Raw genomic sequence first — 14,345 nt, 5'->3', positions numbered from 1 at the left:
GCCACGACCCCGACGGCCTGCGGCAACTCATGGACGCCGTCGACCTCCTCGCCGACGACCCGCGCCCGGACGGCACCTTCGAGTACGGCTCCCCCGACCTGCGACGCATGCACGTCGGCCGCTACCGCGTGATGTACGAGATCACCGACGCCACCGTGACCATCGTCGTCATCCACATCGGCCACCTCGGCTGATCAAGCCGCTCCCCCACGCACGTGTGCACCCGCCGTCCTACGGCGGGGCACACGTGCGTGGGGTGGGGCAGCGGGGATCAGCAATGGTCACCGACCCGACCGCAGATGCGGCAGGTGTGACTGCGCGCTTCGGTTGGCCGGTTGAGCGTTACAGCAGGCAGGTTGGCGCAAATCGTGGAATACCGGCGCTATTCGACGATCCAGCTGTCCGATGACGGATCCGGTGGGCCGGATCTCGCGGCGGCTTCCGGATGGTGGGACAGGTAACGCCGGGCCGGTGCGGACGGTTGTCTCGGCGGCCGCGGGGAGCCCAAGCCGAGCTCGGGCTGTGTGATGATCGGAATCATGCAGCGCCCGGAGTACCGCAAAACGAAAATCGGCAGCCTGGCGCAGCGTGAGCTGATGCGCCTGGTCCTCCGGCGGGTGGCGGTCCACCCGGTCCAGGCGTGGTCGGACGTGCCGAGCATCGCCGAACGGCGCACGCCGGAGCAGGCGGGCCCGCGCAGCGAGGGCGTGGTTCGGGGCTCGCGGTTCCGCGACGGCGTCCACAACAACGGCGTCGTGCACCGCGTTGCGCGCGCTGATGTCGCATGACCGGCGCCGACGCCTTTCTGGAGACTCTCGCGACAAGCGGCCTGCCGCCCCTCTGCGGCCGGCGGCGCGTCGGCGACGACTTCCGCGCCGATGTCGTAACCCGCGAGCTGGGGCCCCTACGGCTGGCCCGGCTGGTGACCCCGGAGGGCGAGTGCTTCCGGGACGCGCGATCCGCCCGCGCCGCCGACAGCGAGCTGTGGCAGATCGAGCTGGTGACGCGGGGGTGGGTACGTGCCGAGCAGGGCGGCAGCACCGCTGTGCTCGGGCCCGCCGATCTGGTCCTGATCGACCCGGTGCGGCCGGTCCGGTTCGCCGGCACCGCGACCACGCACGTGACCGTGCTGGTACCGCGGCGCTCGCTGCGGCTCGGACCGGACGACGCCGCCCGGCTGGCCGGAGTGCGTATTCGCGGTGACCGCGGCCCCGGGGCCCTGGTGTCCTCGCTCGTGCGGGACATGGCGCGATCCCTGGACGGGTTCCGCGCCGACGAGGCGGACAGGTCGGCAGCCGCGGTGATCGAGCTGATCGCGGTGGCGCTCTCGGCTCAACTGGGCAATTCGCGGCCGGTCGCCGACGAGGCATTGCGCACCCGGATCGTCGGCTTCATCGAGGCGAGGCTGTCCGACCGGGATCTCGACCCGGCGAAAGTGGCAGCGGCGCACCACATGTCCGTGCGCAGACTGCACAAGCTCTTCAAGGACCAGCCTCTGACGGTGGCGGCCCTGATTCGCCGACGGCGCCTGGAGCGGTGCCGCGCGGACCTGGCCGGAACCGACCGCACCGTCGCGGCTGTCGCCGCCGACTGGGGGTTCGCCGATCCGGCGCACTTCAGCCGGCTGTTCAAGGCCACCTACGGATACAACGCGGTGGCGCTCACGTCCAACAACCGTGCACAGATGATCAATGCGTCCACCACCGGGGCTGCCGAGGATGGTGACTGACAGCGGAGAATGCAGAAAGGCGATCACATGGAACACTCGGTCGAAGCAATGAGCGCCATCCCGGCCCGAATGAACGAGGGTTGGAACCGCGGTGACGCCACGGCGTTCGTCGCCGATTTCGCGGAAGACGCCGAACTCGTGGACTTCGAGGGAACCATTCACAAGGGACCCGAGTCGGTAGTCGCATTCAATCAGCCGCTCTTCGACACGGTGCTGAAGGGTTCCCGGCTGGTGCGGAGCGAGGTTCCGTTCGCCCGGATCGTCCGCCCGGGCTGGGGTGTGGTGCACCACCGCGTCGGCCTGGTGATGCCGGGCGAGGAGGAGCCGCTCTCGAGCCGCTACCTCATGCAGCTGCTCGCGGTCGTGTGGCAGAACGACCGCTGGGAGGTCACGACGCTGCAGAACGCGCGCTTGATCTCGTTGGAAACCGCGATGGCCCTGGACGCCCGGGCCACCGCCGAGTAAGGGGCACGGTGCCCGGGTGGACGTACACGAGATCGTCGACCCGGTCGCGCAGGGGACTCCCGGCGCCACCCGATCAATCGCGGTCGGCGGCGCCGGACACCCATCGGGCCTTAAGCCGCGAACCGCTCTCGTTTCGGCACGTTTCTCCTGCTCATCGAGACGGCTCCGCTCCTCGAGCAGAACAAAGTGCCCTTCTAAGGCAGTTGGAGCCACTGCTCGACACCTATGCCGACCAACTCAGCCGTGCGTTCGACGCGGAAGGCTCAAGCGGCCGGATCAAACGCTCACCGGCCAACTGAAGCGCTCAGTCACGGCAGGGCGATCACACACGTTGGACTTCAGATGCGGATGTCGAACTCGAGGTGGTCCACGTCGGTGAGTTCGACGGCGTCCAGGTCTCCGGCGCGGCCGCCGCCCTCCCGGAAGTACGACTGCTGCAGGCCGGCGGCGACGATGCGCTCCGGGTCGCGTTCGGATGCTCCGGCGCGGTGCGCGTCGGACAGCTCCTGATCGGCGGTCCCCCGGGCGCGGCGCGGCGCTGGACGCGCTGGTCGAGGGTGAGCCGTGGCATCCGCCGCATTGACCGGTGGCGTGGCAACGGCACCTGACCCACGCGACCGAGTACCTGCGCGAGCGGGCCGGGCGGGGCGAGGGCGGCCGGTTGGACGACGTGGGACGTGGGCCTGGACGTCGTTCACCGGGGGACGTCGATCGGGCGGTGGGTGGCTCGACAGCGGTCCGGGTGGGACGCGCTGAACGCGGCGCAGGGCAAGCAGGCGTGGGCGATCGCGGTGAGCGTGGCGGCGGCGTACCGGGCCCGGGTGGGGCATGTGGAGGTGCCGCGCGCCCACGTGGAGTCGGTGGTGGCGTTCGACGGGTGGCCGGAGGACGTCAGGGTGGGGGTGTGGGTGACCACGAGCAGGAGCAGGCGGGCGAAGCTCTCGGAGGAGCGGATCGCCGGGCTGGACGCGTTGGGCATGCGCTGGACGTGAAGTCGGGTGTGGGATCCGGCGTGGGGTTCACGTGGGGTTCGAGGCGTCGATCGGTGACCGGTCGACGCCTCGGGCGTGTCCGGGCTCGACCACGCGGCGCCGGGCCGGTGGTTCGGGGGCCGGCTTTGACAGGATCGCTGCCCCATTGCTCCGGGGCATCGCCGCCGTATCCTCGATGCAGACCTGGATCATTCCCACACGAGACCGGTGATCCGGGACGCCGACATCCACACCGCAGCCGCGGTACCGCGTCACGGCGGCCTGTTCTCCACAGTCCCCCGTCGGCCGGGTATCGGGATTGCGCGTTCGGCAGTCGGTGAAACGGCCGTCGAGCGGGCAGGGCGCGCCTGCGGCTGTCGTGACTCGCGACGTTGCGATCGGTGGCGGTGGTGGCCTACTCGATCGATGCCGAGCAGGCCACCCCTCTGTGATCGCGGGCCGACATCACGACGACACCGACGACGATCGAGATCTGCGTCCGACGGCCCGGTGTGCCCGCTCCGCGGGCGACGAGCCCGACTGCCGGACCCGGGGTCGGCACCACGGCGAACGGCCCTTGGCCGGACGGCCCGCTCGGGGACGTCCGCCGGTCCGGAATATCGCTAGCCGAGTTGGCGGACCCAGTTCTCGATGTCGGTGTCCTGCAGTTTCGAGTAGCTCATGCCGTTTGCGTTGGCCCATCGGACGTCGCAGTCGACCGGCCCGGTGTCCTGGGTTCCTATGACCACGCCGTCCTGGTTGATGAACGGCCCTCCGGAGTCACCCGTGCACGGGACCGCTCCGTCGCCCACGAAGAAGGCGTGGGTGACGGTCTGCAACGTGATGGTGAAATCCCCTTGCCGAAGGTTGTAGTTCCATCCGGTGTTGTCGTTGGCTCCGTACCCGTCGAGCCTGACGCGGGTTCCGTTGAAGTAGTTCCCGTTGGCGTCGAACGGGAACGGCAGGGATCCGTTGGCGCGTTCCGTGAGTTGCAGGAGGACCGAGTCCGTGTCGGTCTGTCCGTTCACCCTGAGCAGTTGGGCGGCACCCACGCTGTACCGCGTGCCCTGGTCGATGGTGTTGCCGCCGTTGAACACCTGGATCTGGTCGAGTCCGTAGCCGGCGATGCAATGCTGGGCGGTCAGGACGAGCCTGCTGTTCCGGTCCTGGGGCCGCAGACTGATCAGTGCACCGGAACACGTGTGTGGGCCGATTCTGAGCGAGACCATGCCGCCGGCCTGGGTCTGCCAGTCGAGCGGCCGCCCTCCCGCCATGGCCGAGGCCGGCGGCGCCGGGAGGCCGACAAGCGCGACTGCGGCCATCGAGACGACGGATACGAGTGAGGCGATCGCCCTTCCCCCGCGTAATCGAGTGCGCAACATGTACTCCCTTCGTTGGCACCGCCGGACCGGCGGCGCACTCATTCCCGGTGGCGTGTCCGCATGCCGGAGGAACGCCCGGCCATCGCACGGGACGTCGGCGATCGACGGAGGGTCGTGGGTGCGTGCACCGCGCATCGGATCGATGCGCGACGGTTGGTCCCGTGCCGCCTCGCCTCCGGGCCTTCGGCGCCGGCGCCCCCGGACGGGTGGGCATCGTGTGTGGCGAGCCCACCGGTTCGTTGCCGACGCGAGCACTGTAGCCATCGTTGTCACAGCGATACCAGATCACTTCCGGCCACTCCATCACATACCGGAACACAGCCTTCAATGGACGGCTCCCGTAACCTGCGGGTTGGCGTCGACCTGCGGAAGGCGGCTGATCGGCGTGCGTGAGCGGTGGACGATTCCTCCCACTCCTGTTCCTGTGTCGGCAGTTCGCGGCCCCGGGTAATGCAGAGGTCGCTCCATCGCCCATGGTTTCGGGATCGGGGTGAATCCCCTGGCCCCGGGTGTGCGTGCGGAGATTTCCATGTCTATGCCGAGTCGGGCGGCATGTTCGACGGGGTGTTGGCGGTAGCCGCCGTCGACCCGGGTCTTGCGGATTGCGGGATGGGTCGCGGCGACCCGGTCGAGCAGTCGGGCGCCGGCGGTTCACGAAGTCAACCTGCTCGTCACGGATCTCGCCGGCACCGAGCGGGCACGGCAAACCGTCCCCTCGGCCCAAACCTGTCCTCGGACCATCGCATCCTCGCGATCCGCCAGGTCATGGGCGATGCGATCCGCAGCGCCGGAATCCGCGAGAACGCCGTGCTGACCGTCGGCGCCGCAAGCACCGGCATCGTCGACCGCAGCGGACGTATGACCCGCAGCACCCGCCTCCCGGGGATGCAGGGCCGCAACCTCCCCGGGGGCTTGGCCCTGCGCCCCGACATGCGCGTCGTGACAGGGAAAGACGCCCGCGTGGCCACCTTCGCCGAACGCTGGTTGGGCGCCGGCCGCGGCATCGACAATTTCGTCAACATCGTCGCCGGCCGGCACATCACCGCCGGGATCGTCCTCGACGGCCGACTCCTGCAAGGCGTCCACGGTGCCGCCGGCGAGATCGGCGTTCTCCCGGAATCACGCCGGCAGAGCGCTCTCGACGCCGTGGCCGCGTGGCCGCAGGGTCCCGAGGCCACCATCGCCGCAGCCACTGCCGGCGACGCCGACGCCCAGGCCCGGGTCGAAGAGTTCGCCGAACACCTGGCCACCGGCATCGCGGCCGTGGTCCTCACCGTCGACCCGGAATGCGTGATCCTGTCCGGTGGCCTCAGCCGAGCCGGGCAGACCCTGCTCGACCCGCTCCGCGAACACCTCCACGCCAAGACCCTCTTCCCCGTGCCCGTCCACGCCTCGACCCTCGACCACAACGCCGTCGCCCTGGGCGCGGTTCGGTGGGCGCCACCGGCGGAATCCGTGTGTGATGGTGACGACGGCCGGGCGGGGTTCAGGCGAGGCTGGCGGTGAGGGTGATGGTGGTTCCGATCAGGGCCTGGCTGACGGGGCAGTTGGCCTTGGCGTCCTCGGCGGCCTTGGCGAAGTCCGCCTCGTCCGATCCGGGTACCGTGCCGATGACGGTCAGGTGGGTGCCGGTGATGCCGGTGCCCGGCTGGAAGGTGACGTCGGCCTTGGTCTCGATTCTGGTGGGTGGGGTACCGGCACCGCTCAGGCCGTGGGCGAGTGCCATGGAGAAGCAGGCGGAGTGGGCGCCGGCGATCAGTTCCTCGGGGCTGGTCCTGCCGTCGGGCGTCTCGGCGCGTGCCGGCCACGACACGGGGAACTCCCCGGCGCCGGAGGAGTCGAAGGTGACAAGCCCCTTCCCGTCCAGGAGGTTGCCTTCCCATTCGGTGTGTGCGGTGCGTGTGGTCGCCATTTGGGATCCTTCGTCGTCGATCGTGGGCGTGCGGGCTCGTTCATCCGATCACATCGCGGGCACGCTCCGTGGCGTGCCGATTACCTCCATCGTGTGAATCGTCGTGGGCCCGGGCCCACGAACGAACACCGACACGGACCCGCGCGCTCCGAGGACGACGGTTTTCGCCGGGGCTGTGAGGTGCGGGACAGCGGCCCGCTGACGGTGACTCGGTGTTCACGCATCGCCCGCTCCGGGTGGACCAGGGAGGTGTAGCCGCCGTCGACCAGGTGCTCGTCGAGCAACAGGCTGCGACGCGCCAGGCGGGTGTGAATGCCGAGCAGGGCCTGGGCGTCGTTCGTGGCGGCCGAGGTGGTGGCCACATCCGTGATCACGTTGACGGCGTCGGAGGCGCACGTCTCGGTGACATACGCGGCGAATCCCTTCCAACGGATGACGTGCCCGTGGCGGACGTGGCGCGCCGTGGTGTCGTACGGCGAGACGAGCACCGAGGAGGAAAGCGGCAGTCCGCCGCCGTCGGCGGTGCGCCGGCACAGGCGGCCCGCCGCGTCGCGATAGTAGTTCTGCAGGACGATCCGCCGCAGGGCCCCGGCCTGCGGGCCGGGTCGGTAGTCCGGTCCGTGGCGGTGGAGGCGTTCCAGAAGTTGGTGGGCGTCGTCGCCGGCAGCGGGGATCCTGGTCGTGGGCCGGGTGGGGTTCTTGCCCAGGCGGACAGGACGACCGTAGCGGCGCCCCTATTCCTCGTCGACCACGCAGACCAGCAGATGCGAAGCGGTGCGGGCGACTTCTTCCAACGCGGCACGGACGGCCTCGGTGACCAGTTCCAGCCGGGTAAGCTCACGCACCGCAGCCAGGACGTGGGTGGAATCCGTGCGCTGCGTGGTGCGCTCGCGTACCAGTCCGGCTTCCTTCAGGCGCGCGAGCACGAGGTCGAGAAGACGGTCGGCGCGGTCGTCCTGGGTGATGCGCTCGCGGAAGTCGGCGAGCACACTGTGGTGAAAGCCGGGATCGTCCAGCTCCATGGCCAGGGCATATTTGAAATCGATGCGGCAGCGGACCGCTTCTGTCGCTTGCCGGTTCGACAGGCCCAGCGGGAATTGCAGCACGCAAACGGTGGCCGACTGGGAGGGCGAAAGACCGGGACGGCCGTCGCGCGGGTACCAGTCGGCGAAGTCCTCGTCGCACCACGGCCCGTCCAACCGGTCCCGCACCCATATTGCCGTCGTCCCGCCCGGGTTGCTTGCCCGCGCGATCCGCGCCGTCAGAGACGGGACTTGCTCACCGGAACGGGGACGGAGCGACAACGGGCACCTCGACAACGGTATCGGCCTGCGAAACAGTCCCGACATGCCCGCTGATCATGCTGGTGCGGCGGGAAACACCAAGATCACCGACGGAGTCAAGCTTACTGAGGTTTTCGTCGTGATGTCGTGGACTGTTGAAGATCTCTGCGTTATGCCGTGGATATGCGGTATGCGCAGGGTGGTGGGTTGACTTCCAAGGAGCGGGAGGCGCGCGAGCGGTTGCGTTTGGATGCCGCCGATCGGTTCAGGCGCGGTGAGTCCAACGCGGTGATCGCGTCCGAGTTACGGGTGGCACGTCGGTCGGTGGAGCGGTGGCGTCGTGCCTGGCGCGAGGCGGGTGTTCAGGGTCTGCGGTCCGCTGGTCCCGCATCGCTCCCCAAACTGGATCCTTCGCAAGTGGCGGCACTTGAAGTGGAGTTGGACATGGGCCCGAGGGCCCATGGTTGGGAGGATCAGCGCTGGACGTTGATGCGGGTGAAGGCGGTGATCCGGCGCCGTTTCGGGGTGACGTACTCGATCCACGGGGTCTGGGAGTTGCTGCGGCGGGCCGGGTGGTCGTGTCAACAGCCGGCCCCGGCGGGCGGTGGAGCGTGACGAGGACGCGGTGCGGGGTTGGGTCAAGGAGACGTGGCCGTCGGTGGAAGCACCCCGGCGGCGCTCGACGCGTGGATCGTCTTCGAGGACGAGGCCGGGATGTCGATGACGCCGCCGCACGCACGCACTTGGGGTCGACGCGGGACCACGCCGGTGGTGCGGGTACGCGGCGGCTCCCGCGGCCGGGTCTCGATCGCCGCTTTGGCCTGATACAAACCCGGTGAACGCTCCCGTCTGATCTACCGACCCCGCCTCCACACCCGCCGCAAGGGGGAGCGGAGAAGCTTCGCGTGGACCGACTACCGCGACCTCGCCGTGCGTGCGCACCTGCAACTCGGCGGCCCCGTCGTCCTGGTCTGGGACAATCTCAACACCCACCGCGCGGCCGACCTGCGCAAGTACGCCGCCGAGCACGACTGGCTGACGATCAGACAGTTGCCGAGTTACGCGCCGGACCCGAACCCGGTCGAGGGCATCTGGTCCCTGGTCCGTCGTGGCTTCACCGGCAACGTCGCGTTCACCGACGCCGACCACCTGGTCCGCACGATCAGACACGGCCTCCGCCACATCCAACGACGCCCCCACCTCATCGACGCCTGCCTCGCCGAAACCGGCCTCACCATCCAACCCAGGGAATGAAAACCAACCCACCGACATCACGACGAAAACCTCAGTAAGTTGCCTCCAAGGAAATCGCACAGGAAGAAGCGCGAGGCTCGTCGCAGGCGGAGGTGGCGCGCAGGTCGGGTGTGTCGCCGCAGGCGGTGTCGGTGTGGCGTCGCGCGTGGGTGGACGGCGGGGCGGACGCGTTGCGCTCCGCGGGCCCGCCGGGTGCTCACCGGCGGGTGTCGGACGAGGGGTTCGCCGAGGTGGCGGCGGTGCTCGAGGCCGGTCCGGGCGGGGTTCACCGGGCAGGTTGGGACGCTCGCGCGGGTCGGGCGGGTGATCACGCAGGCCACCGGGGTTGTGTATGCCTCGCCGTCGAGCGTATGGCGTCTGTTGAAGGCCCATGGCTGGTCGCGGCAGCGGCCCGCCCGGCGTGTGTCGGAACGGGACGAAGAGGTGGTGACGACCTGGAGGAGCACGGTGTGGCCCCGGGCAAACCACCGCGGAGCGGACCGGTGCGGTGATCGTCTTCGCCGACGAGACGGCGTAGGAACTCGTCGACGTGATCGACAAGTTGGTCGCCGCCGGTGCGAACACGACCGGACGGGGCAGGACGTGGGCACCGCCCGCCTCCTGCCCCGCCTGCCCAAGGGCCACACCTGCAGGCCGGGTCTTCGTCACCCGCCGCCGCCCGGGCCCGAACAAGGTCGTCGGGCCGCGCGACCTGTGCCTCGACACCGGCCTCGCAAGGCTTTCGTACAGCCAGGCCCACGCCCTGCTCGACCGGCACACCGCGACGGCCGGTCCCGGAACCGGGTGGCACCTTCACGAGTACCGCCATTCGAGCCTGACACATCTCGGCGAGGCCGGCGCCGGCCTGCTCATGGCCGAGTCCCGCCACCGCAAAGCCGAGAACCTCCGGCGGTACTTCCACCCCACACTCGAGGCCATCGCCGAACTCACCGGCATCCTTGCCCCGGCGACCCCGACCGGTGACCGGGGGACCCGTGTCACCGAACGCCGGTCACGACCCGCACGGCCGCCACACGAAACGCCGCGAGGAACCGGCGTTCATCGGCTTGCCGTTCGGCACCACCACCGACGAGAGGTCGGGCGGGTTCGATGTCGGCGGCGACGGCGCGCGGGGACGTCCGCGCCACTCGTCACGGACCGGCGCGTTGCCTGCGGCCGCGGACCATCTGTTTGCGACGAACCACGGCTTCGACGTACGACATGGCATTCCCTCTTCGTCGAACGATCGGGATTTGGTCATGCCCGATCCGGTGTCCCAGGCGTGCCGTCAGCTTGCTTCGGCATCGAACCCGGCTGCGCGGAGGTAGTCGCCGATGGCCGTGTGATTCTTCGTGAGACATTCGATCTTCTCGGCCATGCGATCGCGTACCTCCTCGAGGGTGGCAACCATGTCCGGCGTCAGATAGGGCATGTGAATCGTTATCGGGCTGTCCAGGCACGGCAGGATTTGTCCGATGATCCTCGTCGGCAGGCCGACGTCGAGCAAACCCCTGATCTGGCGGACACGATCGACCACGTAGTCGTCGTAGTCCCGATATCCGTTGTGCAGACGCTCCGACACGATCAGATTCCGCGCCTCGTAGTAGCGCAACATACGCACCGGCGTATCCGTGCGCTTCGACAGCTCACCGATCCTCACGTGCGAACCCCCCACGAACGTCGCGAGTCATCGATTTGACCCTGACATTAATGTCATCCATTGATCGTATGGTCATGCCAAAGACGGATCAAACCAGATCGATTGCCGCCCCTGTCCCACGGTTTCCCCTCGCGGGGCTGCTGGCACTGGGCACCGCGGGACTGATCACCCTCTTGACCGAGACGATGCCCGCCGGAGTACTGCCCGCGATGAGCCGCGACCTGGGGGTGAGCGAGTCGGCGGCCGGTCAGACGGTCACGGCCTTCGCCCTGGGGGCGCTGCTGTCGGCTCTCCCCCTGACGCGAGCGACCATCGGATGGCCGCGCCGGCACCTCCTGCTGTCCGCGGTCTCGGGATTCGCCGTGACCAACACGATCACGGCCCTCTCGCACAACTTCGTCCTCACGCTCGCGTCCCGGTTCATCGGAGGTGTCGTCGCGGGACTGCTCTGGGCCCTGCTCGCCGGATACGCCCGTCGCATGGTCGCCCCGCACCAACGCGGCAAGGCCATGGCAATCGCGATGGCAGGCACTCCCGTCGCACTCTCGGTCGGTGTACCCGCCGCCACATTCCTCGCGAAAGTCGTCGGCTGGCGTTTCGCCTTCGGACTCACGACCGCGGCCACCCTGGGACTGATCGTCTGGATCATCGCCACAGTCCCCAACTTCCCCGGACGGCCCAAGGAGTCCCGGCTCCCGCTCACCCGGACTCTGCGCATCCCCGGTGTCGCCCCCATACTCCTCGCGACGCTGACCTTCGTACTCGCGCACAACACTCTGTATACCTACATCGCACCTTTCCTCGACTCGGTCGGCATGACGAACCGGGTCGATGCCGTCCTCCTCACCTTCGGAGTGCTGTCGTTGGCGAGTATCTGGATCACCGGCGCACTCATCGACCGGCACCTGCGCACCCTCGTGATCACCAGTTGCGTCCTCTTCGCCACGGCGGCTCTGCTCCTGGGAGTCTCCACCGGCTCCCCCGTACCGGTCTTCGTCGGCGCCGCCGTGTGGGGACTCGCGTTCGGCGGCGCGGCGACCCTGCTTCAGACCGCTGTCGCCGAAGCAGCCGGTGCGGCCGGGGACGTGACCCAATCCCTGTTCGTGACCGGCTGGAACATCGGCATCGCCGGCAGCGGCATCCTCGGTGGACTCCTGCTCGGCGGACCCGGAGCAAGCTACCTCGGCTGGAGCGCCCTCGCGCTGTTGCTACCGACTCTCACGATCGTCGTCGGTGCACGCAAGAACGGATTCCCCGCGCACCCACTCCACGACACCGACACGACGCCAAGATGAAGTGGCCACTTCTCCAAGGCGACAGCGGCCTTCACGTCCGCTGGCGGTCGACGACCGTGTTCTCAACCCGAGCGGCGTACGGCACGAAATCGCCGCCGCGGAACCCGAAGTGGGTATCAGGGAACTCGGGGTACGCCTGACCGGCAGGTCGATGTCCCGTCGAATCGCCCGCCACTTCGGCACGATGGAAGCCATCCGCAATGCGGACGTGGAGACCATGGCACTCGTCGAGGGCATCGGCCCGATCAAGGCGGCGGTCATTCGTGGTCGAACTCGCCGAACTGTCCGACGTGTTGGACAAGCTGGTGACCTCCGGCGTGAACCTGACCGAACCCGGAGTACTCGAAACGCACACGCCGGACGACGGGGCGCCGTCCCGGGGCGCCGTCCCGGGACGCCGGGCCACTGGACGGGATGACGGTTGTGGTGACCGGCGCCATGTCCGGGATCCTCGCGAACCTGTCACGGAACGAGATGAACGAACTCGTCGAACGAGCCGGCGGCAAGGCGTCATCGTCGGTGTCGAAGAACACGTCTCTCCTGGTCGCAGGCGACAAAGCCGGATCCAAGCGGGCGAAGGCCGAACAGCTGGGTGTTCGTGTCGTGAGCCCGGAAGAGTTCGCGGTGATGCTGGACGCCCTCCTGAACGCACCGGTGGCCGGCTGACCGGGAGCCGCATTCTCCACCGCCCACCGGACCCGGCATGCGCGGGCCGGTGGGCGGTCGTCGTGTCGCGCCGGGCCGCGAACTCCGCCTGACGGTGGTGGTTCCGCCGGAATCACCATGCGGCCCAGTAGTTCTCGCCAAAGAACGACGCTCGATGGCGTCGCAGTCGAGGTCGAGTTACAGCGGAGATGGCGGTTGCGCGTCGACGCGGGTCTTGCAGTGACGGATCTCGGCCAGGTGCTCTCCGGCCGCGTCCGCCCCTTCGACCTCCCCACCGGAGGAGGAGACTTCGGCGTTCTCGGGCAGCTCGGCGCCGACGACGTCGAGGTCGACCCCCGGGGCGTGGTTCACCTCCGGCATCCCTCGCCGGCGACCGGCTCGGGCGCCCGCCGGGCGGCGAGCAGGATGTCGGTCATCGCGTACTCGTCGCGCTCGTGTCGGTCGGCGCCCCCCGCCGTCCCCGACGCGGGCGCCGCGAGCGACACGGTCGGGGACGCCGGGCCGGCACGACGAACCCGATGTCCGACTCCCCTCCTCGACATCGTCGTCCGTATTCGGTGTCGGTCCCTTGGTGCCTTCGTGCCGGCGCGCGATCGCGACCTCAGGGCAGCGGCTGTGGCGTTCGTCGAGGCCGACGGGCGCGAAATCGACGTGGGTCAGGGGCACACCGTCGATCGGGGTCGGCACGCGGCCCGCTCCCTCGCGCTGTTCGGCGGTGCGTTCAGCGATGCCACGTCCCACAGTGCGAGGGCGTCCATGATCTCGGCGGCCGGCGGGAGGTGTGGAGTCGGCGCCCCGCGGTCAGGTCGTCGGGGAGGTCGACGCGGTGATCGAGGCGGATCAGGTCACGCCAACGGCGAAGGGACGCCGCGTGGCCTGTGACGCGCCTGCCGAGGACACCGACGAGGCGATCGGACACCAGGAGTCCCTCGAGGGAGAGGCCGCCGGTCAAAAGCCGTGTGGCGGTGGCGGGTCCTACGCCGCGGACGCCGGGGATATTGTCGGCCGGATCGCCGGTGAGGGCTCGGAAGCACGGCCATTGCCCCGGGGCGACCCCGAAGCGGGCCTCGACGTCCGCAGCGGTCCGGATGCGTCGCTCCGGCGGTGCCCCACGGTTGAGGACACTCACGCGCGCGTCGGTGAGAAGTTGAAGGAGGTCGCGGTCACCGGACATGATCCGCACCGCCCGCGCCTCGGCGAGGGCTCGGGTGGTCAGTGTGGCGATGGTGTCGTCGCCCTCGGCGGTGTCGTGCTCGATCCAGCGCACGCCGATCGCATCGAGGGCTGCTTTCACCCACGGCAGGGATGCGATGGGGCTGTGGTCGGCATCGGCGCGGTTGGCCTTGTAGTCGGGGTCGGCCTCGGCGCGTGCCGCGCTGCCGTGTTCGCCGTCGAAGGCGACGAGGACCTCGTGCCCGGGCGCGTGTTCGCGATGCGACTTCCACAGCAGGGCGAGGGTGCCGAACACGCCGGTGAGGTCGGCGCCGTTGCGGCTGGTGATGCGGGCGGGGAAGCCGAACCAGGCGCTGTAGAGCAGGTGATGGCCGTCGACGAGCAACAGCGGGGTGGTGGCTGCGGTCACGGGTATCCCTCGGCACGACGACTCGAGGCCTTGACCGAGGCGACCGGGTCCCCGCCGAGAGGCGCGGACGTCGACGCCATCGCGCCCGGGACGTGCACGGGCCACGCCGCGCGCAGCATCGCTGCCGGAGCCCGGGGCGGCGTCGCGTTCGGCTCCCACTCGGTCAT

At 69.3% G+C, this 14,345-nt stretch carries 14 protein-coding genes and 8 pseudogenes; 14 read left to right on the top strand and 8 right to left on the bottom strand.

The window, feature by feature from the left end:
* Window positions 1-5 precede the first annotated feature (5 nt).
* The 6 genes and pseudogenes from ACFRCG_RS03755 to ACFRCG_RS03730 all read left to right on the top strand — a co-directional run.
* Window positions 6-194: pseudogene (locus tag ACFRCG_RS03755) on the top strand (type II toxin-antitoxin system RelE/ParE family toxin); the annotation flags it as partial.
* Between the two features lie 345 nt (window positions 195-539).
* Entirely contained in the window at window positions 540-788 is a 249-nt protein-coding gene (locus ACFRCG_RS03750; protein ID WP_380028394.1) for a hypothetical protein, read from the top strand.
* Complete coding sequence (locus tag ACFRCG_RS03745; RefSeq protein WP_380028392.1) at window positions 785-1,729, top strand: helix-turn-helix domain-containing protein; 945 nt, start codon at window positions 785-787, stop codon at window positions 1,727-1,729. Before ACFRCG_RS03750 ends, ACFRCG_RS03745 begins: the two co-directional genes overlap by 4 nt.
* A gap of 27 nt (window positions 1,730-1,756) precedes the next feature.
* Window positions 1,757-2,194 (top strand): SgcJ/EcaC family oxidoreductase, encoded by a 438-nt coding sequence (locus ACFRCG_RS03740; protein ID WP_380028390.1) that lies wholly within the window; start codon window positions 1,757-1,759, stop codon window positions 2,192-2,194.
* A gap of 362 nt (window positions 2,195-2,556) precedes the next feature.
* A complete protein-coding gene (locus ACFRCG_RS03735; protein WP_380028388.1) occupies window positions 2,557-2,802 on the top strand; it encodes a hypothetical protein in 246 nt (81 codons plus the stop codon).
* A gap of 114 nt (window positions 2,803-2,916) precedes the next feature.
* Entirely contained in the window at window positions 2,917-3,186 is a 270-nt protein-coding gene (locus ACFRCG_RS03730; protein ID WP_380028386.1) for a helicase associated domain-containing protein, read from the top strand.
* A gap of 602 nt (window positions 3,187-3,788) precedes the next feature.
* On the opposite strand, the gene ACFRCG_RS03725 is transcribed toward ACFRCG_RS03730, so the two are convergent.
* Together ACFRCG_RS03725 and ACFRCG_RS03720 are read right to left on the bottom strand one after the other, a co-directional pair.
* Complete coding sequence (locus ACFRCG_RS03725; protein WP_380028384.1) at window positions 3,789-4,487, bottom strand: trypsin-like serine protease; 699 nt, start codon at window positions 4,485-4,487, stop codon at window positions 3,789-3,791.
* 519 nt (window positions 4,488-5,006) lie between these two features.
* Window positions 5,007-5,195: pseudogene (locus ACFRCG_RS03720) on the bottom strand (IS5/IS1182 family transposase); the annotation flags it as partial.
* Between the two features lie 117 nt (window positions 5,196-5,312).
* Between ACFRCG_RS03720 and ACFRCG_RS03715 the strand changes: the two are divergent.
* Entirely contained in the window at window positions 5,313-6,053 is a 741-nt protein-coding gene (locus ACFRCG_RS03715) for an ROK family protein (RefSeq protein ID WP_380028382.1), read from the top strand.
* On the opposite strand, the gene ACFRCG_RS03710 is transcribed toward ACFRCG_RS03715, so the two are convergent.
* The 3 genes from ACFRCG_RS03710 to ACFRCG_RS03700 form a co-directional block, all read right to left on the bottom strand.
* The gene (locus ACFRCG_RS03710) at window positions 6,034-6,459 is read right to left on the bottom strand and encodes an OsmC family protein (protein WP_380028380.1); all 426 of its coding nucleotides are present in this window, start codon (window positions 6,457-6,459) and stop codon (window positions 6,034-6,036) included. The genes ACFRCG_RS03715 and ACFRCG_RS03710 overlap by 20 nt on opposite strands.
* Window positions 6,460-6,539: 80 nt before the next feature.
* Complete coding sequence (locus tag ACFRCG_RS03705) at window positions 6,540-6,947, bottom strand: hypothetical protein (protein WP_380028378.1); 408 nt, start codon at window positions 6,945-6,947, stop codon at window positions 6,540-6,542.
* A gap of 246 nt (window positions 6,948-7,193) precedes the next feature.
* Window positions 7,194-7,670: a transposase gene (locus tag ACFRCG_RS03700; protein ID WP_380028376.1), complete on the bottom strand. Its 477-nt coding sequence runs from the start codon at window positions 7,668-7,670 to the stop codon at window positions 7,194-7,196.
* A gap of 255 nt (window positions 7,671-7,925) precedes the next feature.
* Between ACFRCG_RS03700 and ACFRCG_RS03695 the strand changes: the two are divergent.
* From ACFRCG_RS03695 to ACFRCG_RS03675, 5 pseudogenes are all read left to right on the top strand, one after another.
* Window positions 7,926-8,466 (top strand): annotated as a pseudogene (locus ACFRCG_RS03695) (winged helix-turn-helix domain-containing protein).
* Window positions 8,463-8,996 (top strand): annotated as a pseudogene (locus tag ACFRCG_RS03690) (transposase). Before ACFRCG_RS03695 ends, ACFRCG_RS03690 begins: the two co-directional pseudogenes overlap by 4 nt.
* 53 nt (window positions 8,997-9,049) lie before the next feature.
* A pseudogene (locus tag ACFRCG_RS03685) lies at window positions 9,050-9,202 on the top strand (helix-turn-helix domain-containing protein); the annotation flags it as partial.
* Window positions 9,189-9,425, top strand: a pseudogene (locus ACFRCG_RS03680) (winged helix-turn-helix domain-containing protein); the annotation flags it as partial. The pseudogenes ACFRCG_RS03685 and ACFRCG_RS03680, both read left to right, overlap by 14 nt.
* 150 nt (window positions 9,426-9,575) lie before the next feature.
* Window positions 9,576-9,942, top strand: a pseudogene (locus tag ACFRCG_RS03675) (site-specific integrase); the annotation flags it as partial.
* A 321-nt stretch (window positions 9,943-10,263) separates the two neighbouring features.
* On the opposite strand, the gene ACFRCG_RS03670 reads toward ACFRCG_RS03675, so the two are convergent.
* Window positions 10,264-10,635: a MerR family transcriptional regulator gene (locus tag ACFRCG_RS03670; protein ID WP_380028374.1), complete on the bottom strand. Its 372-nt coding sequence runs from the start codon at window positions 10,633-10,635 to the stop codon at window positions 10,264-10,266.
* A 50-nt stretch (window positions 10,636-10,685) separates the two neighbouring features.
* Between ACFRCG_RS03670 and ACFRCG_RS03665 the strand changes: the two genes are divergently transcribed.
* Together ACFRCG_RS03665 and ACFRCG_RS03660 are read left to right on the top strand one after the other, a co-directional pair.
* Window positions 10,686-11,930 carry an MFS transporter gene (locus ACFRCG_RS03665; RefSeq protein WP_380028372.1) on the top strand — a complete coding sequence of 415 codons (1,245 nt, stop codon included), beginning with the start codon at window positions 10,686-10,688 and terminating at the stop codon, window positions 11,928-11,930.
* Window positions 11,931-12,054: 124 nt separating this feature from the next.
* Window positions 12,055-12,596: pseudogene (locus ACFRCG_RS03660) on the top strand (BRCT domain-containing protein); the annotation flags it as partial.
* A 177-nt stretch (window positions 12,597-12,773) separates the two neighbouring features.
* Here the strand turns inward: ACFRCG_RS03660 and ACFRCG_RS03655 are convergent.
* Window positions 12,774-12,947, bottom strand: coding sequence for a hypothetical protein (locus ACFRCG_RS03655; protein ID WP_380028370.1), 174 nt, complete (start codon window positions 12,945-12,947; stop codon window positions 12,774-12,776).
* A 370-nt stretch (window positions 12,948-13,317) separates the two neighbouring features.
* On the bottom strand, window positions 13,318-14,178 hold the full coding sequence (locus tag ACFRCG_RS03650; protein WP_380028368.1) for a 5'-3' exonuclease H3TH domain-containing protein: 861 nt from the start codon (window positions 14,176-14,178) through the stop codon (window positions 13,318-13,320).
* Between the last annotated feature and the right edge of the window lie 167 nt (window positions 14,179-14,345).

Origin of the sequence: Embleya sp. NPDC056575, assembly GCF_042793325.1 — a bacterium.
GTDB lineage: Bacteria > Actinomycetota > Actinomycetes > Streptomycetales > Streptomycetaceae > Embleya.
The sequence above is the reverse complement of the archived record's forward strand: the minus strand, read 5'-3'. Positions and strand labels throughout refer to the sequence as shown.